The sequence below is a fragment of the Odoribacter lunatus genome (genome assembly GCF_943193135.1).
GTDB lineage: Bacteria > Bacteroidota > Bacteroidia > Bacteroidales > Marinifilaceae > Culturomica > Culturomica lunata.
The window spans coordinates 1-25,464 of record NZ_CALPCZ010000031.1 but is presented as its reverse complement, the minus strand read 5'-3'; the positions used below and the strand labels follow the sequence as shown (position 1 = coordinate 25,464).

Annotated in this window: 21 protein-coding genes; 17 read left to right on the top strand and 4 right to left on the bottom strand. The window is 43.5% G+C overall.

The window, feature by feature from the left end; all coding sequences use genetic code 11:
- A partial coding sequence (locus NFR61_RS09850; RefSeq protein WP_251623538.1) for a glycine rich domain-containing protein occupies positions 1 to 1,095 on the top strand: 1,095 nt, incomplete at its 5' end.
- 156 nt (positions 1,096 to 1,251) lie between these two features.
- Here the strand turns inward: NFR61_RS09850 and NFR61_RS09845 are convergent.
- Together NFR61_RS09845 and prmC are read right to left on the bottom strand one after the other, a co-directional pair.
- Positions 1,252 to 1,761, bottom strand: coding sequence for a regulatory protein RecX (locus NFR61_RS09845; protein ID WP_251623537.1), 510 nt, complete (start codon positions 1,759 to 1,761; stop codon positions 1,252 to 1,254).
- Positions 1,745 to 2,641: a peptide chain release factor N(5)-glutamine methyltransferase gene (prmC, locus tag NFR61_RS09840; protein ID WP_251623536.1), complete on the bottom strand. Its 897-nt coding sequence runs from the start codon at positions 2,639 to 2,641 to the stop codon at positions 1,745 to 1,747. Before prmC ends, NFR61_RS09845 begins: the two co-directional genes overlap by 17 nt.
- Positions 2,642 to 2,655: 14 nt before the next feature.
- Here prmC and cls point away from each other — a divergent pair, with 14 nt between their 5' ends.
- Positions 2,656 to 4,110 (top strand): cardiolipin synthase, encoded by a 1,455-nt coding sequence (cls, locus tag NFR61_RS09835; protein ID WP_251623535.1) that lies wholly within the window; start codon positions 2,656 to 2,658, stop codon positions 4,108 to 4,110.
- Between the two features lie 29 nt (positions 4,111 to 4,139).
- The gene (locus tag NFR61_RS09830; protein ID WP_251623534.1) at positions 4,140 to 6,518 is read left to right on the top strand and encodes a bifunctional UDP-N-acetylmuramoyl-tripeptide:D-alanyl-D-alanine ligase/alanine racemase; all 2,379 of its coding nucleotides are present in this window, start codon (positions 4,140 to 4,142) and stop codon (positions 6,516 to 6,518) included.
- Positions 6,519 to 6,702: 184 nt separating this feature from the next.
- Here the strand turns inward: NFR61_RS09830 and NFR61_RS09825 are convergent, their stop codons facing one another.
- Positions 6,703 to 8,091: a TlpA family protein disulfide reductase gene (locus NFR61_RS09825; RefSeq protein WP_251623533.1), complete on the bottom strand. Its 1,389-nt coding sequence runs from the start codon at positions 8,089 to 8,091 to the stop codon at positions 6,703 to 6,705.
- Between the two features lie 94 nt (positions 8,092 to 8,185).
- Between NFR61_RS09825 and mfd the strand changes: the two genes are divergently transcribed.
- The 10 genes from mfd to porN all read left to right on the top strand — a co-directional run bounded on the left by mfd (position 8,186) and on the right by porN (position 21,321).
- Entirely contained in the window at positions 8,186 to 11,494 is a 3,309-nt protein-coding gene (mfd, locus tag NFR61_RS09820) for a transcription-repair coupling factor (protein WP_420910120.1), read from the top strand.
- Positions 11,495 to 11,507: 13 nt separating this feature from the next.
- Positions 11,508 to 12,245 (top strand): type III pantothenate kinase, encoded by a 738-nt coding sequence (locus NFR61_RS09815; RefSeq protein ID WP_251623531.1) that lies wholly within the window; start codon positions 11,508 to 11,510, stop codon positions 12,243 to 12,245.
- Between the two features lie 198 nt (positions 12,246 to 12,443).
- Positions 12,444 to 13,748 carry a tetratricopeptide repeat protein gene (locus NFR61_RS09810; protein ID WP_251623530.1) on the top strand — a complete coding sequence of 435 codons (1,305 nt, stop codon included), beginning with the start codon at positions 12,444 to 12,446 and terminating at the stop codon, positions 13,746 to 13,748.
- 11 nt (positions 13,749 to 13,759) lie between these two features.
- Positions 13,760 to 14,326: an LPS export ABC transporter periplasmic protein LptC gene (gene lptC / locus NFR61_RS09805; RefSeq protein WP_251623529.1), complete on the top strand. Its 567-nt coding sequence runs from the start codon at positions 13,760 to 13,762 to the stop codon at positions 14,324 to 14,326.
- Between the two features lie 5 nt (positions 14,327 to 14,331).
- The gene (locus NFR61_RS09800) at positions 14,332 to 15,582 is read left to right on the top strand and encodes a hemolysin family protein (protein ID WP_251623528.1); all 1,251 of its coding nucleotides are present in this window, start codon (positions 14,332 to 14,334) and stop codon (positions 15,580 to 15,582) included.
- Between the two features lie 85 nt (positions 15,583 to 15,667).
- Complete coding sequence (locus NFR61_RS09795) at positions 15,668 to 16,618, top strand: PorP/SprF family type IX secretion system membrane protein (RefSeq protein ID WP_251623527.1); 951 nt, start codon at positions 15,668 to 15,670, stop codon at positions 16,616 to 16,618.
- A gap of 11 nt (positions 16,619 to 16,629) precedes the next feature.
- Positions 16,630 to 17,952 (top strand): T9SS ring complex lipoprotein PorK/GldK, encoded by a 1,323-nt coding sequence (porK, locus tag NFR61_RS09790; RefSeq protein ID WP_251623526.1) that lies wholly within the window; start codon positions 16,630 to 16,632, stop codon positions 17,950 to 17,952.
- 11 nt (positions 17,953 to 17,963) lie between these two features.
- A complete protein-coding gene (gene porL / locus NFR61_RS09785; RefSeq protein WP_251623525.1) occupies positions 17,964 to 18,923 on the top strand; it encodes a type IX secretion system motor protein PorL/GldL in 960 nt (319 codons plus the stop codon).
- 14 nt (positions 18,924 to 18,937) lie between these two features.
- Positions 18,938 to 20,467, top strand: a complete 1,530-nt coding sequence (porM, locus tag NFR61_RS09780; protein ID WP_251623524.1) for a type IX secretion system motor protein PorM/GldM — start codon at positions 18,938 to 18,940, stop codon at positions 20,465 to 20,467.
- An 11-nt stretch (positions 20,468 to 20,478) separates the two neighbouring features.
- Positions 20,479 to 21,321 carry a type IX secretion system ring subunit PorN/GldN gene (porN, locus tag NFR61_RS09775; protein WP_251623523.1) on the top strand — a complete coding sequence of 281 codons (843 nt, stop codon included), beginning with the start codon at positions 20,479 to 20,481 and terminating at the stop codon, positions 21,319 to 21,321.
- A 73-nt stretch (positions 21,322 to 21,394) separates the two neighbouring features.
- On the opposite strand, the gene NFR61_RS09770 is transcribed toward porN, so the two are convergent.
- Entirely contained in the window at positions 21,395 to 22,471 is a 1,077-nt protein-coding gene (locus NFR61_RS09770; RefSeq protein ID WP_251623522.1) for a mannose-1-phosphate guanylyltransferase, read from the bottom strand.
- A gap of 103 nt (positions 22,472 to 22,574) precedes the next feature.
- Between NFR61_RS09770 and NFR61_RS09765 the strand changes: the two genes are divergently transcribed.
- From NFR61_RS09765 to NFR61_RS09750, 4 genes are read left to right on the top strand one after another with little or no spacing between them, the layout of a single operon-like run.
- The gene (locus NFR61_RS09765) at positions 22,575 to 23,312 is read left to right on the top strand and encodes an MlaE family ABC transporter permease (protein WP_251623521.1); all 738 of its coding nucleotides are present in this window, start codon (positions 22,575 to 22,577) and stop codon (positions 23,310 to 23,312) included.
- Positions 23,312 to 24,067 (top strand): ABC transporter ATP-binding protein, encoded by a 756-nt coding sequence (locus tag NFR61_RS09760; protein ID WP_251623520.1) that lies wholly within the window; start codon positions 23,312 to 23,314, stop codon positions 24,065 to 24,067. Before NFR61_RS09765 ends, NFR61_RS09760 begins: the two co-directional genes overlap by 1 nt.
- The gene (locus NFR61_RS09755) at positions 24,064 to 24,927 is read left to right on the top strand and encodes a DUF4296 domain-containing protein (RefSeq protein ID WP_251623519.1); all 864 of its coding nucleotides are present in this window, start codon (positions 24,064 to 24,066) and stop codon (positions 24,925 to 24,927) included. Before NFR61_RS09760 ends, NFR61_RS09755 begins: the two co-directional genes overlap by 4 nt.
- A 14-nt stretch (positions 24,928 to 24,941) precedes the next feature.
- Positions 24,942 to 25,280: a hypothetical protein gene (locus NFR61_RS09750; RefSeq protein ID WP_251623518.1), complete on the top strand. Its 339-nt coding sequence runs from the start codon at positions 24,942 to 24,944 to the stop codon at positions 25,278 to 25,280.
- Positions 25,281 to 25,464 lie beyond the last annotated feature (184 nt).

Sequence of the window (25,464 nt, the reverse complement as noted above, 5' to 3'; positions counted from 1 at the left end):
CTTACACTAAGCTACACGACTTTCCACTATTTTTATTTCAAACGGAGAGCCATCTGTGCCGTGGGTGTGGCAGAAACTTCCTATGTGACCATAGTATTGGCTCCATCACCCTTCGCTAGTTCCGTGGAAACTCTTACCAATAAATATCCTTCTTTCACTGTTGATTCCAGGTGGGGAACCATGCAGCAAACCCACTGGACATTAGATACTCCCCCCACAGGGATATCTATTTCTGACAAAGGACTGGTAACAGGCTTGACCTTCAATTCCGTCTTTTGGACGAATGTAACGGTATCATCCGACAAATGTCCGGGACAAGAATGGACAAAGAGACTGGAAGTAAGAAGAGAATTTGCCTATACAGGAAGTTATCAATCTATAACGTTGGCTCCGGGTAAATACAAAATGGAGTGTTACGGTGCCGAAGGGGGACAGAGTAGAAGTAATGGGACTTTAAAGGGTTATGGTGGTCTTGGTGGATATAGTTGTGGCAATCTACAGCTTGCTTCTCCGACAACTTTTTATATATATATAGGAGGTCGGGGAGGAGATGGTACGAAATCGAAGACCGGAGGAACCGGAGGTTGGAACGGAGGTGGAAATGGGGGGACTGATGAAGGAGATGATACTGGCGGTGGTGGAGGTGGTGCCAGTGATATCCGTTTAGTCGCTGGTAATCTTTACTCTAGAATTATGGTTGCCGGAGGAGGCGGAGGAGCAAGAGAGGCTGGAAATGGTGGAGGAGTAAATGGTGGTAATCCGGCATCGGTGGCTACCACTTATGTTCGAGCAACTCAAACGGGCTACACTTTTGGAGTAGGAGGCAATGGTCTACATGGAGGAAACAATAACTATGGAGGAGGTGGAGGAGGAGGAGGATACTATGGTCCGAGTACTAATAAAAAGAGTAGTGGTGGAGGGGGAGGTTCCGGTTTTGTGTCCGGAATGTCGGGTTGTAATGCCATTACGGGCGACGGGAATCTAACTCCCACGGGGCAGCCCAATCATTACAGTGGGTTTGTCTTCCAAAATGCCAGTATGTCAAGTGGGGTGCAATCAGGAAATGGAAAAGTGCGGATTAGTCCGCTGAATTAAAAGTGGAAAAATAGGATAATGGAGCAGTGGAAAAAGCATTTTTCCACTGTTCTATTTTTGCCGATTTTTTTACTCAAAAAAAAACGATAGGTTTTCTACTCAAAAACGATAGGTTTTTTATACGAAAACGATAGGTTTTTTCAAAAGGGGTGAATTTTATAAGGAAAGTTTGCCCGATAAGCGGTCAAGAGCTTGCAGGACGGTTTCGTAGTTGAAGCCCCGGCCTATGCCGAAGCGGATAAGTTTGGCCTTCTGTTTTATCGGGTCGGTTTCTTTGCTGTGTTTTAGCTTTTGTTGCAGCAGGTGCAGGCAGGTGTCGGTGTAGTCCGAAGTTTCCAACTGATTCAAGGCCTCGGCGATAACATTGCTGTCTATCTGTTTCTGGCGGAGGGAGACGGCTATTTTTTGCTTGCCCCATTTGTTGAATCGGAATTTGTCCCGGGCATAGAAGCGGGCGAAACGGCTGTCGTCCAGAAATTTGTTTTTTTGGAGGAAGTCGATGATTTTCTCTTGGTCTTCCGGGCTTATTTCCCAATTTGCCAATTTACGGCGGATGTCCGCTGTGGCGTATTCTTTTTTACTGCAAAGGGCGGCTGTGGCGTTGAGCGCTTTTTGGGCGTCCATGACGGGTTTCTTTTCCTGTTGGGAGTTATGCTCCGGTTTCATCTTTCTCTCCTTTTATAAATCGATTTTTTCCGTAAAAGTCTTTTTTCAAGAAAATGTTCCGGTATCGGAAGTCTTCCATGAGCTGAACCATTTCGTTGCCGAATGCCTCGTTGATTTCAAGATAGAGGCTTCCGCCGGGATTCAGGTGTGTCTGTCCGAAAGCGGCTATCTGTTCGTAGAACAGGAGCGGCTGTTCATCGGGGACGAACAGGGCGGAGTGGGGCTCGTGATTGACAACCTGGGGTTGCATGGAGGCTTTTTCCTGGAGGCGTATATAGGGCGGATTGCTGACGATTACGTCGTAGGTCTGCCAGTCGTATAGGTCGTGGTGCAGGATGTCCCTTGGGTAAAAACGGATGTCGGCACGGTTGTTTTGTGCGTTTATCCGGGCTTGCCGTAAGGCTTCTTCGCTGATGTCTGCGGCATCGACGCGGGTGTCCGGTATAAGGAGGGCTAAGGAGACGGCGATACAACCGCTTCCCGTGCCTATGTCCAGTATGGAACTGCCGGGACGGGTGTTCTCTTTTATCCAGTAGACCAGCTCCGCTGTTTCCGGGCGGGGAATGAGGGTAGCGGGAGTTACACCGAACCGGAATCCGCAGAATTCGGTTGTCCCGACAATATATTGGACGGGTTCGCCGGTTTGAAGGCGGCGGATGATTTCCGAAAATTTCTTCACAAAGCTTTCATCCAAATGTTCGCTTTTTTTCATGTGGATGTCTATATTTGTGTAGTGAAATACATCCGTGAAAATGATTTGACAGATACTTCGGATTTCCCGCGGTTCGTATGTATCTTTCAATTCGTGGGTCGCGTATTGTATGAGACTGGATAAAGAATGATTCATATAACAAAGATAGGGCGAAAATTTTTCCGACACAATAGTTTTATTTTATGAATTGGTCGCTACTTCTGTCGAATCTGTTAATAGTGTTGTATCTGCTGACGATTGTCGCCATCACGTTCAATATTGTGTTGGAGAACAGAAATCCGGTACGGACATTGGCATGGATAGGGGTGTTGGTGTTTGTACCTTTTGTCGGCTTGCTTTTTTACCTGTATTTCGGAGTGAATTACCGGAAGGTGAAGATGTTTTCGATGAAGGGGCTGGGGGATATGAAGTGGTTGCAGTATATGAGCGAGGACCAGAAACAGCATCTTAAGAAAACGGAGTTTTTGGAAAAAAGCGGTATGGAAGAAGTGCGGAAGCTGATGACGTTGTTGCTGAACAATAGCAAGGCGTTGCTGACCGGTTACAATAAGGTGGAGATTCTGAATAACGGGGATGAGACGTTTCCCGCTATTTTCGAGGCGTTACAGGAAGCCCGGAAGTATATTCATCTGGAGTATTATATTCTGGAGCCGGGCGAGTTGTTTGACCGTTTGCGGGAGATATTGATAGACAAGGTGCGTTCGGGGGTGGAAGTGCGGATTATATATGATGATGTGGGCTCTTGGGGATTGTCCAAAAAGTACAAGACGGAAATGAGGGAAGCGGGGATTCAGGTTTACCCTTTTTTGCCGGTGCGTTTCCACAAAGTAGCGAATAAGGCGAATTACCGCAATCATCGGAAGATTATTGTCATTGACGGGGAAACGGCTTTTGTGGGAGGATTGAATTTTGCAGACCGCTATTTGCATGGGGTGCCGGGAATAGGTGTATGGAGGGATACGCATCTGAAGGTGAAAGGGGAAGCGGTGACTTCGTTACAAGTGGTTTTTTTGGTAGACTGGTATTTTGTCCGACAGGAACTGTTATTGGATAAAAGGGAGTATTTGCCGTATGTGCGGGTGGAGGGGAATGTGGTGACGCAAGTGGTGGCTTCCGGACCGGACAGCGACTGGGCATCTATTCAGCAGGCTTATTTTACGTTGATAAGTATGGCCCGGAAATATGTGTTTATATCCACACCTTATTTCATGCCGGGAGAGACGACGTTAAACTGTATTAAAGCGGCGGCGATGGGAGGGGTGGATGTCCGGATATTGCTTCCGCACCGCTCGGATTCCGCACTGACGCATTGGTGCTCCCGTTCTTTTGTGGAGGAATTGCTGGAAGCGGGTGTTCGGGTGTATTGGTATCAGAAAGGAATTAATCACAGCAAGGTTATTGTGGTGGACGGGATGGTGGCTACCGTGGGGACGGCTAATGTGGATATGCGTAGTTTCGACCAGAATTTTGAGGTGAATATGCTTGTGTATGAGCGGGAGTTCGCCCGAAATATTGCGGCTTATTTTATGGAAGATTTGAAATATAGCGTTGAAGAGAGTATACATCGGTGGAAGTTCCGTAAGAAACGGGACAAAGTGCGGGAGTCTGTGGCACGTTTGTTTGCTCCCTTGTTGTAAATGTATTAAATAAAGTGGTGGTATCGACTATGGAAATCAGTATCGACAGTCGTTCGGTAACGACACCCGAATTGACGATGTTTTTTGCGTTGAAAGGACCGAATCACGACGGCCATGATTATGTTGTGGATTTGTACGGACGTGGTGTCCGGCATTTTGTAATCAGTGAGGAGAGAGAGGAGTTTGCGGATCTGAAAGATGCGAATTTGTATGTGGTGGAGGATGTGTTGAAGGCCTTGCAGACGTATGCCAAGACACACCGGGAGAAGATGAAGGCGGAGGTGATTGCTATTGTGGGCAGTAATGGTAAAACGATAGTCAAAGAGTGGTTGTATCAGTTGCTGGCGGATGATTTTGAGGTGTATCGCAGCCCGAGGAGTTACAACTCACAGGTCGGAGTTCCCCTCTCTTTGAATGGAATTGAGGAGAAGACGCAGATTGCTCTGATTGAAGCTGGTATATCCCGGAAGGGGGAAATGGTGAAGCTGGAGAGTATGATAAAACCGGATGTGGCTGTCTTTACGCATTTGGGGGATGCGCACGGGGAGAATTTTGCTTCTTTGCAGGAAAAATTGGCGGAGAAGGCTGTTTTGTTCAGATATTGCCGTGTGATAGTGGGGAGGGAAGGCGAGGCGATGAATTATATCCTTTTGGTGGCGCAAAAGGAGGTGGAGAAAATTGTGTGGGGGGAGAGTGATGCTGCGGTGGTAAGGGTTTCGGATGTGATGAAAACGGATAAGAGCCGGACTGTGTCTGTCTCGTATAAGGGACACGGTTTTTATCTGGATATTCCTTTTATTGACGAGGCGTCGTATGAAAATTGCATGAATGCCGTTTGTGTGTTGCTGTACAAAGGAATGGCGGCAGAGAAGATTGTAGCGAAAGTCGCCGGGTTACAGCCGATAGCGATGCGGATGGAAATCAAGGAAGGAGTAAACCGTTGTGTGGTTGTGCACGATTACTATAATTCCGACCCGTCTTCTTTTCAGTTGGCATTGAACGTCCTGACGATGCAGGATGAAGCCAAAAAGCGGGTGGTGATACTTTCCGATTTCGTGGATACGGGAGCGGAGAAGGCTGTCTTGTACCGGGAAGTGGCGGCGACTTTGCAGAAAGCCGGTGTGGCTTTGTTTATCGGTATCGGGGAGGAATTATTGAGATATAAGGATTATTTTATGCCGGATTCCCGGTTTTATGCCGATACCGATAGTTTTTTGAAATTGGAAAAAAGGGAAAATTTTCATGACCAGGCAATTTTGATAAAGGGGGCGCGGAAATACCGGTTTGAGTATCTTGCCGGTTTTTTGCAGAAGCAGTCGCACAATACGGTATTGGCGGTGGATATGGATGCGATGGTGCATAATTTGACTTATTTCCGGTCGTTGATACCGTCGCAGACAAAACTGGCTGTGATGGTGAAAGCGTTTTCTTACGGTTCCGGGTCGGGTGAAGTGGCAAGTTTGCTGCAATATCAGGGGGTGGATTATCTGATGGTGGCTTTTGCGGATGAAGGGGTTGCTTTGCGGGCAGAGGGAATTACGGTGCCTATTGCGGTGATGAATCCGCAGCCGGAAGCGTTCGATAATATGATAGAGTTCGGTTTGGAACCGGAGATTTATTCACTTGATTTGCTGGAGTCCTTTGACCGGGCGTTGGTGAAATACGGCGTGGAGAATTATCCTGTTCATTTGAAATTGAATACGGGAATGAACCGTTCCGGATTGGATGCGGAGGAGATAGACGGATTGCTGGGATTTTTCAAAGAGCGGAGAAGGGTTAGGGTGTGCTCGGTATTTTCTCATTTGGCGGGAAGTGACGAAGAAGTGCATGACGAATTTACCCGGCATCAGATAGCATTGTTTGTCGAAATGGCGGATAAGATACAGCAGGCTTTCGATTATAAGATTATGCGGCATATATTGAATTCTGCGGGGATAGAACGTTTCTCCCGGTACAGTTTCGATATGGTCAGACTGGGAATCGGCTTGCATGGAATCAGTGCGGCGGGGGCAGCCTTGACACCGGTGAGCTCCTTTAAGACGTATATCGCTTCGATTCGGAAGGTGAAAGCGGGTGAGACTATCGGATACGGTCGGAAAGGAAAGACCGAACGGGAGTCGTTGATTGCCGTGGTGCCGGTGGGATATGCGGATGGTTTGAACCGTCATTTGAGCAACGGGGTTGGCGAAATGTTCGTGCGTGGGAAAAGAGTTCCCATTATCGGGAATATCTGCATGGATACGTGTATGTTGGATATAACGGATGTGCCGGCACAGGTCGGAGATGAGGTAGAAATATTCGGTAAGAACATATTGGTGACGGAAGTTGCGGAGAAATTATCGACAATCCCTTATGAAGTTTTGACGAGCGTGGACAAGCGGGTGAAACGGATTTATTTTAAGGATTGAGTTTGTGTATTAGTAACTCTACTTTAAAATTGTCGCTTCTTTTTCAGTTTTTGTTACCGTTATTTAGCGGGGGTAATAATTCCTGTTTTGAAGTGCACCCCAAAAGTTAGACACAAAACTTTTGGGGTGCACTTCACATCAAATACATACTCTTTTTTATTTGAAATCGGTATGGCTATAATTTTTACTTTAAGGCATCGATGCTTTCTTCCAGTTCGTCCGGAGTAATCGGCTTGGCGATGATGGTGTTGTTTTCATCCAACAGGAAGAGGGAAGGTGTGGCAAAGATGTTGAAGTCTTTGGCTGCCTGGCTGTTGAAGGCTCCTTCTACATAAGCGTTGGTCCAGCTGAACGGGTGTGCCTTGGAGTATTTTACCCAGTCTTCCCGTTTTTCGTCAATGGAGATGGTGATGATTTTTACGTTGTGTTTTTTGAAGAGTCCTTTTTGTACCATTTCCGGAAGTTTGTTCATGAGTATCTGGCAGTGGCTGCATCCGGAGTGCCAGAAGATGAGCAGGGTGTACGGGTTTACTTCGTTGTAGAGGTTTATCGGCTTGTTGTTTAAGTCGATGGCGGTAACGTCCGGTACTTTTTGCCCGATGGCCATTTTCCTGTAGCCTTCTAGTCTTCTTTTGACCATGTCCATGGAGCTTCCGCATTGTTGCAGGTAGTTGTTTGAGATGTGCGCCAGAACGTTTTCCATTTTCATGGCTTCAAATCCCGAAATGAGGAATTGAAGCAGGTTGTTGCGGATTTGTTCGTTGGCGCTGATTTGCGGTTCTATCCGGTCCAATACGCTTATGATAAGGTCTTCGCTTTCTCTGGGCCCGGCATCCCGGTTGAGGAAGAAGTTGATGTATTGGAAGAGTTTGTCGGTATAGATGTTGGTGTTGAGCAGGAGGGTGTCGGTAAATTCGATGCGGGAAAGAAATTGTTCTCGGTAGACGGAGTCTCTTTCCTGCGGGGTAAGGTTGCCTTCTGTGAAGGGCATGCGGCGGGTGTTGAGTATGCGTGCCGCCAGAGACTGCGGGTTACTGTGGTAACAGCTGTCAATCCATTTGTCCCTTTCCTGTTGAAATTCTTTGTAATATTTTAATGCCATGTCATAGAATGCGTCTCTGTCCGGATATTGAACGACAACTTGTTCCAATGAGCCTAATTTCATGAAGTAACGGTTGTCTTTCTTCATGTAATTGAAGTAGTTTCTGTTTTCGTCGGAGCGGATGACTTCGACGCTGTTGTCCGGATTGTTGAAATCAATGTTTAGTTCGATGTCTTCACGCGTATATAGTATGTCGAGATGGGAGGCTTCTCCGTTAATGAATTGTGCGTAGGGAGACATGCCCAGGATGATACGTAACATACCCGATTCTGTGTTGTCGGGGACATTGAACGTGACGGTCTGGTTGTTAAGGACCGGTAAGCTATCAACAACGTACATGTTGCCGTTGAATATTCTTAGTAACATGGGTTTGCTGTTGGAAGGCAGGTTTTGCACATTGACTTTTATTTGATGTTCTTTCCCGAAACACAGTAATGGAAAGAGCAAGAGTAAAATAAATAGTTTTTGCATGCTTGTAAATATTATTTTCGTCAGTTTCAGTTTTGTAATTCTTGAATCGTATGCAAAAGTAATGATTTGTTTTTTATTTTTGCGGAAAAAAGAATTGGATATAAGAGATTTACTTCAGAGATATTTAACGTCCCCGGTGGTGAAGAAGTTGGTTTCGGATTCGCAGGGAAAGGGGAAATACAGATTAATACGGAATGCAGGTTCGGTAACTCCCGTTATTTTAAATGCGGTGGCGGATGAACGTCCGGGGTTTCGGGTAATAGTGCTGGATGACAGGGAGGAAGCCGCTTATTTTTATAATGATGTGCTGACTTTTGCCGGGGAGAAGAAGGTAGGTTTTCTTCCTTCTTCTTATCGGCGAGCGATTCGTTCTGATGAAAAGGATAATGATTCTGTGTTGGTCAGAACGGAGGTGTTGGACGGAATTGTCAATGGAGAGGTAAGGATATTGGTGACTTATCCAGAGGCTTTGGCAGAACGGGTGGTTGCTAAGGATGTGTTGGCGAATATGTCGATGATGGTTCATAAGGGGGATAAACTTTCCATATCATTTCTTGAAAATTTGTTGGTGGAGTATGGGTTTGAACGGAGTGATTTTGTTTATGAGCCGGGGCAGTTTTCTATCCGGGGCAGTATCGTGGATGTGTATTCGTATGCGGAGGAGCGTCCGGTGCGCATTGACTTTTTCGGCGATGAGGTGGAAAGTATCCGTTTTTTTGATGTAGAGACGCAGTTGTCTGAGCTGGTGATGGATTCGGTGTCGCTGGTGCCTGATTTGAGCAATCTTTCCGGAGAGTATGCTTATGCGGATTTGTTTGCCTATTTTGCGGAAGAACCGAGATGGTGGGTGAAAAACGGTTTGTTTTTGAGGGACAGGATTAAGACGTTGCGACAGGAGGCTCCTGAAAATGTTTTTACGGAGGAAAATGCGTTGTTTGATTATATGGAGCGTTGCGGGGTGGTGGAATGGGGGCCGGATGTGTATTTCAGGGGGGAGACGGTAGATGTGGGATGTGAGGCCCAACCTGTAGTGAATAAAAAGTTTGAGATGTTGGCAGAAGTGTTACAGGCGAAACAGGGGGCGGGTTATGACGTCTTTGTTTGTTCTACGAATGGGATGCAGTTGCGGCGTTTGCAGGATATTTTTTCGGATAAGGGGTACCGGGTTCCTTTTACGCCTTTGGAGGGGGTGTTGCATGAAGGGTTTACAGATGAACGGGTGCAAGTCTGTGTGTATACGGAGCATCAGATTTTCGACAGGTATCATAAGTATCGTTTGCAGACGACCCGTATTCGCAAGGGGAGGGAATCGATAACGTTGAGTGAATTGCAGAATTTGCATCCGGGTGATTATGTGGTGCATGTAGACCACGGTATCGGGCGTTTCGGCGGTTTGGTGAAGATTGATAATAACGGGAAGGTGCAGGAAGCAATACGTCTGGTATATAAGAATAATTCGGAGTTGTATGTGGGGTTGCATTCTTTGCATAAGATTTCCAAATATAAGGGGAAAGACGGAGTGCCTCCAACTGTTAATAAGTTAGGAGGAGAGGCGTGGAACAGGATGAAGCAGAAAACAAAGTCGCGGGTGAAAGATATTGCGCGGGAGTTGATTGCTTTGTATGCAAAGAGGAAGGAAGAACCGGCTTTTGCTTTTAGTAAAGATAGCTATTTGCAGGAGGAGATGGAGGCCTCGTTTATGTATGAGGAGACGGTGGACCAGATGAAAGCGATAGAGGCTGTGAAGAGTGATATGGAGCATCCGATTGTGATGGATAGATTGGTGTGCGGGGATGTGGGTTTCGGTAAGACGGAGGTGGCTATCCGGGCGGCTTTTAAGGCAGTGGCGGACAGTAAACAGGTAGCGGTGCTGGTGCCGACGACTATTTTGGCTTATCAGCATTACAATACGTTTATGAAACGATTGGAGGGTATGCCTTGTCGGGTGGAGTATATCAGTCGGATGAAAAAAAGCGGAGAGATAAAGAAGATATTGAGCGATTTGAAAGAGGGGAAGGTGGATATTATTATCGGTACGCATCGTCTGACAAGCAAAGATGTTGTGTTTAAGGATTTGGGGCTTTTGATTGTGGATGAGGAACAGAAGTTCGGGGTTGGGGTAAAAGAAAAGTTGAAACGTCTGAAAGTGAATGTGGATACGATAACGATGACAGCGACGCCTATCCCCCGGACGTTGCAGTTTTCTTTGATGGGAGCCAGGGATATGTCGATTATCCGTACTCCGCCGCCTAACCGTTATCCGATTGTGACGGAGTTGCATCGTTTTGATGAAAAGGTGATAAAAGAGGCTCTTTTGTACGAGATAGCAAGGGGGGGGCAGGTATTTTTTATTCATAACAGGGTGGAAACGATTCGGGATATTCAAGATATGTTGCACCGGATTGTTCCGCAGTTGAAATGCTGCATTGCGCACGGTCAGATGCCTGGAGAGGAATTGGAAAAGGTGATGCATGATTTTATACGGGGAGATTATGATGTGTTGATAGCGACGACGATTATAGAGTCCGGATTGGATATTCCGAATGCCAATACGATGATTGTGAATCAGGCGCAGAATTACGGATTGAGTGATTTGCATCAGTTGAGGGGACGGGTGGGACGTTCCAATAAAAAAGCGTTTTGTTATTTATTGACCCCTTCTCTGGAGTTGGTAAATCCTGATGCCCGGCGGCGGTTGAAAGCGATAGAGGATTTCAGCGGTTTGGGGAGCGGTTTTAATATAGCCATGCAGGATTTGGATATCCGGGGGGCGGGTAATATATTGGGAGCGGAGCAGTCCGGTTTTATTTCGGAAATAGGGTATGAAACATATCAGCGGATTTTGAATGAGGCATTGCTTGAGTTGCGGGATGAGGAGTTTCCTGATTTGCAGGTGATGGAAGAGCATGGTGGTGGAAAGGATTTTGTGGCGGAGTGTGTGGTCGAGTCGGATTTTGAGGTGCTTATTCCGGAGTTTTATGTGGAAAATGTGAGTGAGAGAGTACGGTTGTATAGGGAATTGGATAATGTTTCGACGGAAGAGGAGTTGGATATTTTCGGGAAGAAACTTCAGGATCGTTTTGGCGAATTGCCGCCTCAGGTGACGGGATTGATGCAAATTGTCAGGGTCAGACGGTGGTGTATGGCTTTGGGGGTGGAAAGGTTGTTGGTAAAGAATGGAAAAATGGTGATGTACTTTGTGTATTCGCAGACGTCTCCTTTTTATTCGTCCGCTGTGTTTTCTAATTTGTTGAGGTTCGTACAGCATCAGGAGCTTCCTTGTCGGATGAGCGAAAAGAATGAGAAATTGTCTTTGGTTTTTACCGAGATGACGAATATTGAAAAAGTTGTTCGTTTCGTCGGGAAGATGTGGCGGGAGATTGTTGGTATAGGAAATGAATAGTATGGTGTAAGTTATGATGAATTTGGTTGTAGATATAGGGAATACTTGTTTGAAGTATGCTTTTTTCCGGGCTGGAGAAATCGAGAAGGTCGGTTATGTTAGGGAGAAAATGGTTGTTCTTTTGAACGAGTATGTAGAGAGAGGCGAAAAGGTATGTATATTTCTTTCCGGTAGTGGGAAAATAGAGGAGGATTTAAGAGGTTATTTGAGAAGTTTGGCTGATTTTTGGCTGGAGGCGGAAATGGGACGTGTTCGTTTGCCATTGGTTATTGGTTATGAGACTCCGGAGACATTGGGCTTTGACAGGGTTGCTGATTGTGTGGGGGCTCGTTTGTTTTTTCCGGAAAAAGATGTGCTGGTAATAGATTCTGGTACGGCTATTACTTATAATTATTTGAGTGAGGATGGCGTATTTTTGGGTGGTAATATTTCGCCGGGGCAGGATATTCGATTTCGGGCATTGAATATTTATACAAAAAATCTTCCGTATGTGGAAGTTCGCGGAGAAGTAAAAGCGTATGGCAAAAATACATGTGATGCCATATCGGCGGGGGTAATGAAGGGTATTTTGTGGGAGGTAAAAGGCTGTATTGATGAATTTTGGGGTGAGCATCCGACGGGGCGTGTGGCGATAACCGGTGGGTATAGTCAATATTTAGAGGGAAAATTGCCGGACGGTGTTTTTTTTGAGAACTATTTGGGGCTGTACGGTTTGAATGAAATATTAGAATACAATAAAAATGTATACTAAAGTTTAAATTCTGGTTGCTATTCTGCGGATATTCAAAAAATAGTAATATTTTTGCAAAAGAAGCGTGTTAGATAGAGGAGGTATCGTGTAGATGGTATAGGTGGAGTTTAAAAAATTGGATAGTAGGAAATTACACGAAGCGGAAAGGGTGGTTTCGACACATGCGTAAGAATAGAGGTAATTAAAAAGAGAATAATTATGAGAAAAATTGGAGTTTTTGTCTTTTTTGCATTGCTTTTGAATGGGGGTGTTAAAGCTCAGACCCTTGATTCTAAATTTGGTGTTGATAGTATAAAAACAATTGAACATGCATCTGTTTATCAAGAATTTGTAAAACAGAAAAATTATAGGGATGCGTTGCCGAGTTGGTGGTATGTATTTAATAACGCTCCGAAGTTTCAATTAAAGACTTATACGCAGGGTGTGATTATTATGCGTAATATGTATGCTCAAACAAAGAATCCGGCATACATTGATACGTTGATGATGATATATGATCAGAGAGTTAAAAATTTTGGAAATGAGGGCGCTGTTTTGGGACAGAAGGGATACGATTTGTATCAATTGACGCTGGGTAATGATGCAAAGACGAAAGAGGCTTTCGGTTATTTGAGCAAATCTTTTGAGTTGCAAGGAGCCAAGACTGATCCGCAGATTGCAAAGATGTTGTTTGCTGTTGCCGATGATTTGTTGAAAAAAGGGTTGTTGACGAAGGATGAGTATATCCAACTTTATTTGAAAGTTACGGAATATGCGGAGGGTGGTAAGAATCATCCGAAGAAAGCAGAACAATATGGGGAATTGAAAACGACAGCAGATGCTTTCTTTTTCAATGCCGGAGTTGCAGATTGTGCAACACTGAACAGTTTTTTGGCTCCGAAGTTTGAAAAGGAACCGGGTAATGTGGACGTGTTGAAAGAGATTGCACGTTTCTTGAAAAGAAGTGAGTGTACAGAGTTGCCGTTGTTTACAAATGTGGCAGAGGCCTTATATAAGGCTGATCCTTCAGCGGAAGCTGCATATAATTTGGCGATTCTGTTTTTGAAGAGACAAGAGTATGATAAGACGGAGGCTTATTTGAAGGAGGCTATCGAAAAAGGAACCGATCCGTTGGATAAAGCGGAATATTATTTACGTATGGCTCAAATTAGTTTGTCTAAGAAACAGTTTGCAGAAGCAAAGAAGCATTCGTTGGAAGCCTTGAAGTTGAATCCGAATTTGGGAGCTGCTTATATGGTGATAGGAAAGGCTTATGCGTTTGGAAATAAGTCATACGGAGAGGACGATTTTGACCACGCTTCCGTGTTTTGGGTGGCCGTTGATAAGTTTAATAAGGCAAAACAGGTGGACGCTTCCGTTGCGGAAGAAGCAAATGAATTAATAAAGACGTATTCTCAGTACTTCCCTAGCAAAGATGAGGCGTTTTTCCGCGGTGTTCAACCGGGAAATACCTTTAAAGTGGGCGGATGGATTAATGAATCTACAACAGCTCGTTTTAGATAAAGATATTGTACATGAGAATGGAGCTTCTCCGAGGTATTTTTAAGAGCATTATTGTCCTTGTAGGGGCAATAATGCTTTTGTGTTGTAAAAATGATATGGAGGAGGTGAATAAATTGGGTAATATTGATAGGTTGCCTGAGATGTCCGGGAATAATCTGGAGATGATTTATTCCGATTCGGCGAGGATTAAGTATAAAGTATCTACCCCCCGATATGTGAAAATGAATCAAGATGAAGACAAGTATGATGAGTTCCCGCAGGGAATACATGTTATTTCTTATGATAGAGACGGTAAAGTCATGGGGGAAATAACAGCCAGGTATGCCAAGAAACTGGAGAAAGAAAATTTATGGGAGGCTCGTGAGCAGGTGGTAGTGATTAATGGTGACGGGGCTAAACTGGAAACCGATTTGTTGTATTGGGATATGACGAAGGAACGGATTTATTCCGATCGGTACAGTAAATTGACGGCTAATGGAGATATTATTGAGAGTAGCGAGGGCTTTGAGTCTGATCAGAACTTGAAGAATCCTATTTTTAAGAATATTACGGATGGTAAGGTTGAAGTAGAATTGTAGACAAGATGTCGACGTTAACAATTATATTAATTTGTCTTTTGCTTTCCGCTTTTTTTTCCGGAATGGAAATTGCTTTTGTCGCTTCTAATAAATTGAAGATAGAAATAGACAAGCATGATAAGAGTATTGCGCAGGCATTGATAGATCTATTTGTCGCTAATTCCGGTATGTATATAACGACGATTTTGGTCGGTAATAATGCGGTGATGGTGATATATGGTATTTTTATGTCCGAATACCTGACACAATACCTCGGATTTCTTGGTTTTTCCATTGGAATGAAGTTGTTTGTGGAAACGTTGATTTCAACACTAATTATTTTATTTTTTGCAGAGTTTTTGCCTAAGACGCTGTTTCGGTTGCGGCCTAATGTTTTTCTTCGGGCTTTTGCGGTCCCGGTATTTTTATTTTATCTGTTGTTTTTTCCGATTACCTATTTTTCTGTTTGGTTTGGTGGTGTGTTGTTGCGTTTGTTTACAGGTAAGAAGTTAGAGGAGGAAGAATCTGATAAGGCGTTCGGTAAGGTTGACTTGAGTAATTTGATTGAGGAAGGAGAGATTGTAGAAGAAGGGAATGAAGAGATACATGAAATTAAGCTTTTCCGTAATGCATTGGATTTTTCTGAAGTAAAATTGCGGGAATGTATTGTGCCTCGCACGGATTTGGTGGCATTGTCTATTGACAGTAGTTTGGAGGAGTTGACACATTTGTTTATAGAAACGGGATTATCTCGTATTTTGATTTATAAGGAAAATATAGATGATATAATCGGGTATGTCCATTCTTCTTCTTTGTTTAAAAATCCTTTGACGGTGGCGAAAGCTGTCAGTCCGATGATTATTGTACCTGAGACTATGTCGGCTTCGCATTTGTTGAATGTTTTTATAAAGGAGCAGAGGAGTATAGCTGTGGTGGTTGATGAATTTGGCATTACGGCGGGTATTGTGACTATAGAGGATATTATGGAGGAAATTTTCGGAGAGATAGAGGATGAACATGATCATCAGAATTTGACAGAGATAGTGGTGAATGAGCATGAGTATATTTTTTCGGGAAGGTTGGAAGTGGATTATCTGAATGAGAGATATCATTTTGCTTTTGAAGAGAATGAGGAGTATGAGACATTGGCGGGATATGTGCTGTTTTATAATGAAAGTATTCCGGTAGAGGGTGAAAAAATAGAGATTAATGGGATTGTTTTTGAAGTATTGAGTGTTAAAAATGCAAGAATTGAAGAAATAAAGGTGATCGTGTGATTTTTTTCTTTAGTTTTGCTGTAAATTTTGGCAAGCTATTATATTTTATTTATTTTTACGGCAAATTGCTAAACGTGGATAGGTGATGAGAAGAAGTTTGATGATTGTTGCTTTTGGTGCAATGAGTTTTATTGCAAATGCTCAGCAGGAATCCCAGTTTAGCCAAAATATGTATAATCACATGACGGTAAATCCGGCTTTTGCAGGAATACGAGGTAATTGGGCGGTTTCGGGGATTTATCGTAATGCATGGCAAAAGATGGAGGGGGCACCGGAAACATATGCGTTCAATGTGGATGCTCCGTTGAGGATTAAGAATGTAGATGGGGGGGCGGGAATAAGTTTGTTGAGTGATAAGTGGGGTATGATAACGAATTTGCGTATGATGCTTAATTATTCATATAAATGTACATTAAGTTTTGGAGTTTTGAATGTGGGAGCAAGGATTGGGATGATTAATACGAAGATTGAGGGGGAATATTATATACCCGGCGGAGAGGGTTTTACCTCTCCGGAAGATGATCCTGCATTGAATGGTGGTAGAGTTGATGTTTCAAAAATAATGTTTGATGCGGGAATTGGTGTTTTTTTGTCAGCAGATAAATATTACGCGGGAGTGTCGTTGGATCATTTGCCAAAGCCTGATATGACAATAGGGTCTACCGGAAAGATGTTTTGGAATCGAAATCTGTTTTTAACAGGTGGATATACGATAACATTGTCTCCGGTATTTGATGTACAGCCATCTGTGTTTGTAAAAACAGATTTTTCGGATTGGCAGTATTCTGTAAACGCTCATCTCCTTTTTAAGAAAATTTATTGGGGAGGAGTGGCTTATCGGGCTAAAGATGCTGTCGCATTTTTAGGAGGCTTGGAGTTGAAGAATGGTATTTTGGTAGGATATAGTTATGATTTGAATATTGCTTCCAATGTGGGCTCTCATATTGGAGGTTCTCATGAAGTTTCTTTAACTTACTGTTTTGGCTTGAGTTTAGGTAAGAGAGAGAAGATATATAAAAGTGTAAGATTTTTGTAAAATAGATAATTATGAAAATTAAACGATTAGTTTTTTTCTTTATAGCAGCGGTATTGGTTTCTTGTTCTCCGTATAATGGTGGAGGGGAATTAGTTGGGACCCGGAAAGTAAAGAAGTGGTTTGAACCTCGTCCGTATGGGATGGTTTTAATACCGACGGGTAGTTTGAATATCGGACAAAACGATGAAGATGTGGCGTGGTCAATGACGGCTGCTCAAAAAACAGTTTCTATACCTGCTTTTTGGATGGATGAAACGGAGATTACGAATGATGAGTATCGTCAGTTTGTCTATTGGGTAATTGATTCCATGAAACGCCAACGTTTGGTGGATGAAGGGTATGAAGAGTTTTTAATGAAAGACAAGAAAGGGAATATTTTGGAGCCTCCTGTTTTGGATAAGAGAGTTCCAATTGATTTCCGGAAGCATGAGGAATATAAGGACGTGTTGGAAGGATTGGAGTATCAAGGAGATGACCGTATGGCAAAAGGGGAATTAGATGTACGTAAGTTGGTTTACAGATATAGTTGGTATGATTTCAATCAAGCTGCAGCCAATGATCGTTTTTATGATCCGGAAAGCGGAACTTATAAAGGGGGATCTGTAGTTAATGTGAAAGGAGAAAAAGAATCGGTGAAAGGACGTTCTTCTTTTATTATGAAAAAAGAGGTGAGAATTTATCCTGATACATTGTGCTGGATAAAGGATTTTACTTATATGTATAATGAACCTTTTGTGAAGGAATACTTTTCTCATATAGGATATGATAATTATCCAGTGGTAGGAATTAGTTGGGAACAGGCACGAGCTTTTTGTTTCTGGCGTACAGATTTGTTTAATTCTGTGTCTGCTACGAGGGTGCAATCTTGGCGTTTGCCTTCTGAAGCAGAGTGGGAATATGCGGCTAGAGGTGGTTTGTTGGGACAAAAATATCCTTGGGGAGGTCCTTATACTCGTACTAAAAAAGGTTGTTTCGTTGCCAATTTCAAGCCGATGCGCGGTAATTATATCGGAGATGGCGGTACTTATACAGTTCCGGTTGGAAATTATGAACCTAATGGTTATGGTTTGTATGATATGGGAGGTAATGTTGCAGAATGGACTGCAGAGACTTATGATGAATCAGCTTATGTGGTTACTCATGATTTGAGTCCTTCTTATCAGGTGCTTTCGAAAAATTCAGATAATCGTATATTTAAGCGCAAAGTTGTGAGAGGCGGTTCTTGGAAAGACATAGCATTTTACATGCAGAATGGTGTAAGAACTTTTGAGTATCAGGATTCTGCCAGAAGTTTTATTGGATTTAGAACAGTGAGAACAAGAATAGAATTTTAATTTTTAGAAAAATGGCGAAATTATTTCAATCAAAGGCCTATCAAGTAATTGTATCTTACATTTATGGGTGGGGAGCGTGTGCCGTGATTATTGGTGCTTTGTTTAAAATTATGCATTTTCCGGGAGCAGGGGTTATTTTGACGGTGGGAATGCTTGTTGAGGCGTTTATCTTCTTTGTCTCTGTATTTGAACCTCCAATGGAACATTATGATTGGACAAAAGTATATCCCGAATTGGCTTCAGGACATGGTGATAAACAACGAGGAAAAAGTGAAAGAAAAGCAGTTGCAGCTAAAGAAGGAAATGTTGTAAATGTGGCTGGTTCGGTAGATTTGGGTTTGGATGAGGCTGATATTAATAAGTTGCGTGAAGGAATTAATAAGATTGCTGTTAGCGCTGATAATTTTGCTGAGGTTTCTGTGAATGTACCGGAGTTTGCTCGTAAAATTTCGGATGCGACTGCCTCTTTCGGACAATTGGGTGAAAAAACTCATAAAGTTGGAGAAATGTTAGAGAATTCTGTGAAAGATTTTTCTGACGGATGTGGGGAAATTAATAAGATATTATTGGATTCCAGTCGGAATTTAACGGATCAGATTAAATTGAATTGTGAAAAACTGGCATCTAATATGGGTGTTTCTGCCGGAACTTTTGAAGAATTGAATAAGGCTGTGGATGAGCAGATGAGACAGGTGAAATTTCAGTCGGAAAGCTATACACAGCAAATGTCTGCGGTGAATAAGAATATTAGTGCATTGAATGCTTTATATGAATTGCAAATTAATGAAACAAAAGATTGTTTGGAATCTTTCAGGGGTATGCAGGGGGATATGACAGAGATGTTAGAGCATGTTTCGTTGAGTGTGGATAATGCTAAATTATTTAAGCAAGAATCTCAACAGTTAGCAACAAATGTTGCTTCGTTGAATTCGGTGTATGGGAATATGTTGAGTGTGGTAAATAATAATTAAATCGGAGATAGCAGATGGGTGCAAAGAATTGTCCGGAGACCCCGAGGCAGAAAATGATCGGAATGATGTATTTGGTGTTGACAGCGATGTTGGCACTGAATGTGTCGGCGGATATATTGAATGCCTTTACGAGGGTGCAGGAGGGATTGTCGGCGACAATTGAGAATTTTCAGAAGAAGAATGCGGAGGTGTATAAGGAAATTGATATGGCTTACAGGCTTAATCCGACCAAAGTTGCAAGAACTCGGGAGAAAACATTGAAGATTAAAGAGGAGGCCAATAAGTTGGTGGATTTTATTGAGCAGTTGAAAGTGAGAGTTGTGAAGGTAGCTGATGGTCCCGAGGGTGATGTGATGGATATAAAGGCGAAAGATAATCTGGATATTGGGGGGCAGGTGCTGATAACAGAAAAGGCTGGTGCAGAGTTGAAGAATGGACTAGACGCCTTCCGTGAATTATTGTTGGGCTATATTGCAGCCGATGATTCTGTGTTTAGTGAATCTATCGCCACCAGTTTGAGAACCGAAGTGCCTGCGAGTGCCGGAATTCAGTCGTGGGAGTCTTACAGGTTTGAAGGTATACCTTTGGCCGGTGTGGTTACGATGTTAACATTATATCAGTCGGTAGTTTTAACGGCAGAACGGGAAATGATTAATTACCTGTTTACTTTTATGGATTCGGAGTCGTTTAAATTTAATAAGTTGGAGGCATTGGTTATTCCTCAGTCCAGATATGTTTTGACGGGTGAGGAATTTAAGGCAAAGGTAATGTTGGCGGCGGTAGATACGACCCAAAAACCGGAGATTATTGTCAATGGACGGAAGATAGGATATGAAGGTGATTTTGGTATTTACAAGGAAGCAGCAACGAAAGTCGGTGTGCATAAGTTGAAAGGAGTGATTAACTATGTAACTTCGTCGGGGGTAGCTTTGCCGAAAACATTTCAAATGGATTACGAGGTTGCTAATCCCGCAGTTGTGATCTCTCCGATAAAAATGAATGTGTTTTATTTGGGTGTGGATAATCCGGTTTCTTTAGCTGCTCCGGGATTGCCGCCGGATTTGATTGAGCCGGAAATTTCCAATGGAGAATTGATAAAGAAGGATGGTGGATATATTGTTCGTCCGAAGGTTGCGGGAAAGAAATGTGAAATATCTGTGTATGCAAAAATAAATGGACAGCGGAGAAAATTACAGACTCAAGAATTTCGGGTGAAGGAAGTTCCGGATCCGGTAGTGAAAGTGGGAGGTGAAAAAGGTGGTACTATAAAGAAGAATTTATTGGTTGCTGCCGGAGGTGTGGATGTGGTATTGGAGAATTTCGATTTTGATATGAAGTTTAAGGTGGAGAGTTTTAACTTATATACGGTTGTGGATGGTTATACTCAAGATATCAGAACGAATGGTTCTTCTTTTACTCCAGATCAGTTGAAGTTGATAAAGAGTTTGAAGCGTCATCAGATATTGATTATTGATCAGGTGATGGTGAAAGGTCCTGATGGAACTACACGTAAATTGACACCTATTTCATTTAAAATAGATTAATATAGAAGTTTATGATGAATAAATTGATTTTGATATTAGCGGTGTTTGTTTGTGCTTCTTGGCATGTTGAAGCACAGAACTCCAAGGCTTTTTATGAGAGTGTCGTTAAGAATTCGGATGATGCATTAAAGCGTCCTATTGTATTGCCGAGAGTAGATCCTTCTGATATTTTGTGGGCAAAGACGATTTGGAGGGAGTTGATTTTAAGAGAGAAGATGAATTTGCCGCTTTATTATCCGACGAAACCTATTGACGGTAGAATGTCGTTGATTGATGTATTGATGGCGGGTATTGAGAAGTCTTTTAAGACGGCTTATGATGATGATGAACTTCAGACGCCGATTACGATGGAGGAGATTAAGTCCCGTTTTGATGCCCGTGGAGATACCGTGACGAAATTGAATAATGAGACGGGGGAGCGGGAAACCATTGTTGTGGCGGCAGAGGTTAATACGGATGAAGTTAAGCGTTTTCTGGTAAAGGAATTGTGGTTTTTCAATAAAAGGACTTCCCGTTTGGAAACAAGAATTATTGCTTTGTGTCCGGTAAGAGAATATACTCGTGATGACGGATATGAAGGGATTATGAAAAAGAGATTGTTCTGGATAGATTACGGTGAATTCCGGGATTTGTTTGCAAAACAGAAAGTGTTTAATTATCAGAATGATGCCGGTCGTTTGACGATGGATGATGTTTTCTTGAAACGTTATTTTAGTTCCAGAATTTATCAGGAGGCGAATGTGTATGATAACCGCTCCATTAATAGTTATGCTGTGGGTATGGATGCTGTGTTGGAATCGGATCGAATTAAGAACGAGATATTTAATCAGGAACAGGATTTTTGGGAATATTAAGAAAGGAAGAAATATAAAGCAAAAGAGCCGTGTGTTTACACGGCTCTTTTTTATGAAATGTATTTGGGGAGTGTCAGATCTGTTTGGCAAAGTGCCTGATTTCTTCTTCGTCTTTGGTGTGGCAAATCATCAGGTAATTATCTTTTGCTGCAATAATCAGGTCGTTTACTCCGTAAATAATAGCTGTTTTGTCTTTTGGGATATTGACGATGCAGTTGTTGGCATGACGAAAAATGACATGCGAGTTATGGTTGCTTGCATTGTGGTTTTCGTCTTGTTCGCATAGGGATTGGAAAGCGTGCCAGGTACCGACGTCCGACCAGCCGAAGCTGCCTTGCAGAACCGATACGTTGTTTGATTTTTCCAAGATGCCGAAATCTATGGATACATTGGGGCATTGTCCGTAGATGGTGTCAATGAATTGTTGTTCCCGGGGGGTGTTTATCGGTTCGTCGTTTTCAAATAAGTTATACAGGTCGTATAAGTGCAGGTGAATTTCCTGTAGGATGTCTTTGACTTTCCAGATGAAGATGCCGGCGTTCCACAGGAATTCTCCGGATTCATAAAATTTTTGAGCCAGTTCGTAGTTCGGTTTTTCGGTGAAAGTCTTGACTTTCATGATTTTCTTCCCTATTTCGGAAGGGCGGGTTTGGATGTATCCGTATTGGGTTTCTATGCGTGAGGGGGTGATGCCGAATGTAAGCAGCCCCCCGTTTTCCTGAATGTATTCTATTCCTTTCTGGAGGTCTGTTAGGTAAGCGGCGTCATTGGTGATAAAATGGTCGGAAGGGACGATGACCATGGTGGAGGTTTCGGATAGTTTCTTTATTTTTTCTGCGGCGTACATGATGCAGGTTGCGGTGTTGCGTCGGATGGGTTCTTTTAGTATGTGTTCCGACGGGAGTTCCGGGATTTGTTCATGGGTGAGGTGTTCGTATTCGCTTCCTGTGATAATGAAGATGCGGTCGTCGGTAAAGATTTGCCGGATTCTTTCGTAGGTTTGCCGGATGAAACTTTTGCCAGTGTGCAGGATGTCCGAAAATTGTTTGGGGCATTGTGTGTTGCTGATGGGCCAGAAACGGTTGCCGATACCTCCTGCCATGATGACACAGTATGTGTCCTGGAGTGGGGTGTTTACGGATGGTGTCATAGTACGATTTGTGTTGGAAGTTTTTCTAATTGTTGTCGAATTTACTGAAATTCCCGGAATAATTTATACTTTCGCTTTAAAGATTATTGTAATTTGAGATTAGATGAAGTTTTTAAATAGATTCGGTTCTTATCTGTTGTTTATAAGGAGGGCTTTTTCCCGTCCGGAGAAGGGGCAGGTGTATGTGAGGGAGTTGGTGGCGGAGTTTGAGAAGCTGGGGTTGAATTCCATTGCTTTGGTGGTGATTATTTCTTTTTTTATCGGGGCTGTTTTGACGTTGCAGACGGCTTATAATATGGCGAGCCCTCTTTTGCCGCGTTATCTGATAGGTTATTTGACGCGGGAGACGTTGTTGTTGGAGTTTTCCTCGACGATTGTGAGTTTGATTCTGGCGGGTAAAATCGGGAGTAATATTGCTTCGGAGATTGGCAGTATGAAGATTACGGAGCAGATTGAGGCGTTGGAGACGATGGGTGTCAATTCGGTTTCTTATCTGGTGGCTCCCAAGATTGCCGCTTCTTTGGTTATCAATCCGATTTTGTATGTATTCAGTGTATTCATCGGTATTATCGGCGGACTGTTGTCGGGACTGTTGAGTGGGGTGGTGAATTTCGAGGATTTTATTTACGGGTTGCATTTTTCTTTTAATCCTTATTATGTGACCTATTCTATTATAAAGTCGCTGTTTTTTGCTTTTATCTTTACGTCGATACCTGCTTTTTACGGTTATAATGTGCAGGGGGGCGCTTTGGAGGTTGGCAAGGCGGGTACGAAAGCGGTGGTGGACAGCAGTATTGCGATATTGATTGCTAATTTGGTATTAACTCAAATTATGTTGTAATGATTCGGGTAGAGGGATTATATAAGTCGTTCGAGAACAAGACGGTGTTGTCGGATATTAATGTGGTTTTCGATTCGGGGAAGGTGAATTTGATTATAGGGAAGAGCGGTTCGGGCAAGACGGTGTTGTTGAAGTCGCTGATTGGTTTGCATTCGATAGATACGGGGCATATTTTTTACGGAACCCGGGATATTTCTCTTATGTCTGCCAGGCAGGTGAAGGCGATACGGGAGGAAATCGGTGTTGTGTTTCAGGGGGGCGCACTGTTTGATTCGTTGAGTGTGCTGGAGAATGTGAAGTTTCCGTTAAATCTGTTTTCTTCTTTGTCGGAGAAGGAGAAGACGGAGCGGGCGCGTTTTTGCCTGCGGCGGGTGAATTTGATGCAGGATGCGGACAATCTTTATCCGGCGGAAATTAGCGGCGGGATGAAGAAGCGGGTGGCGATTGCCCGGGCGATTGTTTTGCAGCCTAAGTTCTTGTTTTGCGACGAGCCCAATTCCGGGCTGGACCCTTTGACGTCGATTGTTATTGATAATCTGATTGAGGAGATTACGCATGAGTATGACATGACGACGATTGTGAATACGCACGATATGAATTCGGTGTTTGAAATTGGGGAGAAGATTGTGTTTATTCACGAAGGCAGGAAGGAGTGGGAGGGAACGAAGGAGGAGATTGCTCATACGGAGAATAAGAATCTGAATGATTTTATTTTTTCGTCGAAGTTGTATAAGAAAATTAAGGCAAGTTTATGAAGTTGAAGATGATTTTTTGGATGTGCGGGGTTGTGTTGATTTGTTCGGCATGCGGCAGAGGTAAGGGAAAGTCTGTTTTGGGGCAGAAGGAGTTTACCGCATTGTTGATTGACATGCACGCTACGGACGGTATATTGGGTGTCAGCCGTAATTTTACGCCGGACCGGGAGAAGAGGAATTATACTTATTATAACGGGGTGTTTGAGAAGTACGGGATTACGCGGGCGGATTTCGATTCGTGCATGTATTTTTATGCGGCGCAACCGGAACTTTTCACGAAGATATATGAGGTGGTGATTGATTCCCTGAGCCGTCGGGTGACGGCGGAGGAGCGGGTGTTGCAGAAGCTCCGGGAGAATGATTCGCTGAATTATTACCGGGGGCCCGATACGTTGCGGATTGATAGCTTTCCTTTTTATTATGAATATGTGGCGGACAGCCTGCTGCCGGGAAATTACAAGTTTGAGGTGATGGTGCGTTTTGATACGCTGGATGCGGGGAGGGATAACCGGATTAGTGCGTGGTTTATTTCGGCGGATGACAAGGATTCGCTGAAGGTGCGGGATATTAAGCTGATTTCCGATACGCTGGCGCATCGTTACCAGTGGACGCAGTATGCGGATTCGGTTTATAATCGGCTGGTGATTCGGTTTCTGGATGCGGACAATCTGAAGAAGTTGAAATACAGGCGGGCGGATGTATGGGGGATTACGCTGTTCCGGCCGTATACTTCCCCGAAGAATGAGGAGAGGTTGCAGAAGAATTTGTCGTCAAAGCGGAGGTCGGAGCAGGAGAAATTGCAGAAGGCGCCGGCTGACGGGCGTTTGCTTCATGATAGGGCGCGTCCGAGGAGGAATTGAGTTTGTGGTGTGCCATGAGAAAGATTGCATCGAATTATATTTTTTTGCCTGATTATCCGTTGGTGAAATATGGGTACGTAGTGTTGGAGGGACGGGAGGTGAAAGAGGTGGTGGACACGGGGGGCGTGATGCGGGAGACGGCGGGTGTGGAGTTCTATGGCGGGATGATTGTGGCTTCTTTTCTATTAGAGCGGGAGCGCTACAGGTGGCGTGCGGGCGATTCGCTTTTGTCTTTCCTGACGGAGTGTTACCGGTGCCGGGAGGGTGCCGGGGAGGGGTTGGCTCTGTTGCAGGGGGCCGATTGGCAACGGATGGTTTTTCGAGAGGAAACGGTTATAGAACGATTGCTATAATATAGGGGCTGTTTGGCAGCCCCTTTCCTTTTGTAAATATTTGTCTTTAAATGAGATACACGGCAAAAAAAGGGCTAGTCTCGTTGGCTTCCGGATAGTTCTTATTTGTATCTTTATCAAAATTAATGGCAATAAAGGTGTATGGGGCAATTGGAATGGATACAAAGTAAAATATATGAAATCC

Coding starts and splice junctions, on each gene's coding strand:
- NFR61_RS09825 (WP_251623533.1), bottom strand. CDS start 8,091: ATGCAAAAACTATTTATTTTACTCTTGCTCTTTCCATTACTGTGTTTC.
- porL (WP_251623525.1), top strand. CDS start 17,964: ATGGCGAAATTATTTCAATCAAAGGCCTATCAAGTAATTGTATCTTAC.
- NFR61_RS09765 (WP_251623521.1), top strand. CDS start 22,575: ATGAAGTTTTTAAATAGATTCGGTTCTTATCTGTTGTTTATAAGGAGG.
- lptC (WP_251623529.1), top strand. CDS start 13,760: ATGAGAATGGAGCTTCTCCGAGGTATTTTTAAGAGCATTATTGTCCTT.
- NFR61_RS09800 (WP_251623528.1), top strand. CDS start 14,332: ATGTCGACGTTAACAATTATATTAATTTGTCTTTTGCTTTCCGCTTTT.
- cls (WP_251623535.1), top strand. CDS start 2,656: ATGAATTGGTCGCTACTTCTGTCGAATCTGTTAATAGTGTTGTATCTG.
- porM (WP_251623524.1), top strand. CDS start 18,938: ATGGGTGCAAAGAATTGTCCGGAGACCCCGAGGCAGAAAATGATCGGA.
- NFR61_RS09810 (WP_251623530.1), top strand. CDS start 12,444: ATGAGAAAAATTGGAGTTTTTGTCTTTTTTGCATTGCTTTTGAATGGG.
- NFR61_RS09755 (WP_251623519.1), top strand. CDS start 24,064: ATGAAGTTGAAGATGATTTTTTGGATGTGCGGGGTTGTGTTGATTTGT.
- NFR61_RS09845 (WP_251623537.1), bottom strand. CDS start 1,761: ATGAAACCGGAGCATAACTCCCAACAGGAAAAGAAACCCGTCATGGAC.
- NFR61_RS09770 (WP_251623522.1), bottom strand. CDS start 22,471: ATGACACCATCCGTAAACACCCCACTCCAGGACACATACTGTGTCATC.
- NFR61_RS09815 (WP_251623531.1), top strand. CDS start 11,508: ATGATGAATTTGGTTGTAGATATAGGGAATACTTGTTTGAAGTATGCT.
- NFR61_RS09795 (WP_251623527.1), top strand. CDS start 15,668: ATGAGAAGAAGTTTGATGATTGTTGCTTTTGGTGCAATGAGTTTTATT.
- NFR61_RS09760 (WP_251623520.1), top strand. CDS start 23,312: ATGATTCGGGTAGAGGGATTATATAAGTCGTTCGAGAACAAGACGGTG.
- porK (WP_251623526.1), top strand. CDS start 16,630: ATGAAAATTAAACGATTAGTTTTTTTCTTTATAGCAGCGGTATTGGTT.
- NFR61_RS09830 (WP_251623534.1), top strand. CDS start 4,140: ATGGAAATCAGTATCGACAGTCGTTCGGTAACGACACCCGAATTGACG.
- NFR61_RS09750 (WP_251623518.1), top strand. CDS start 24,942: ATGAGAAAGATTGCATCGAATTATATTTTTTTGCCTGATTATCCGTTG.
- porN (WP_251623523.1), top strand. CDS start 20,479: ATGATGAATAAATTGATTTTGATATTAGCGGTGTTTGTTTGTGCTTCT.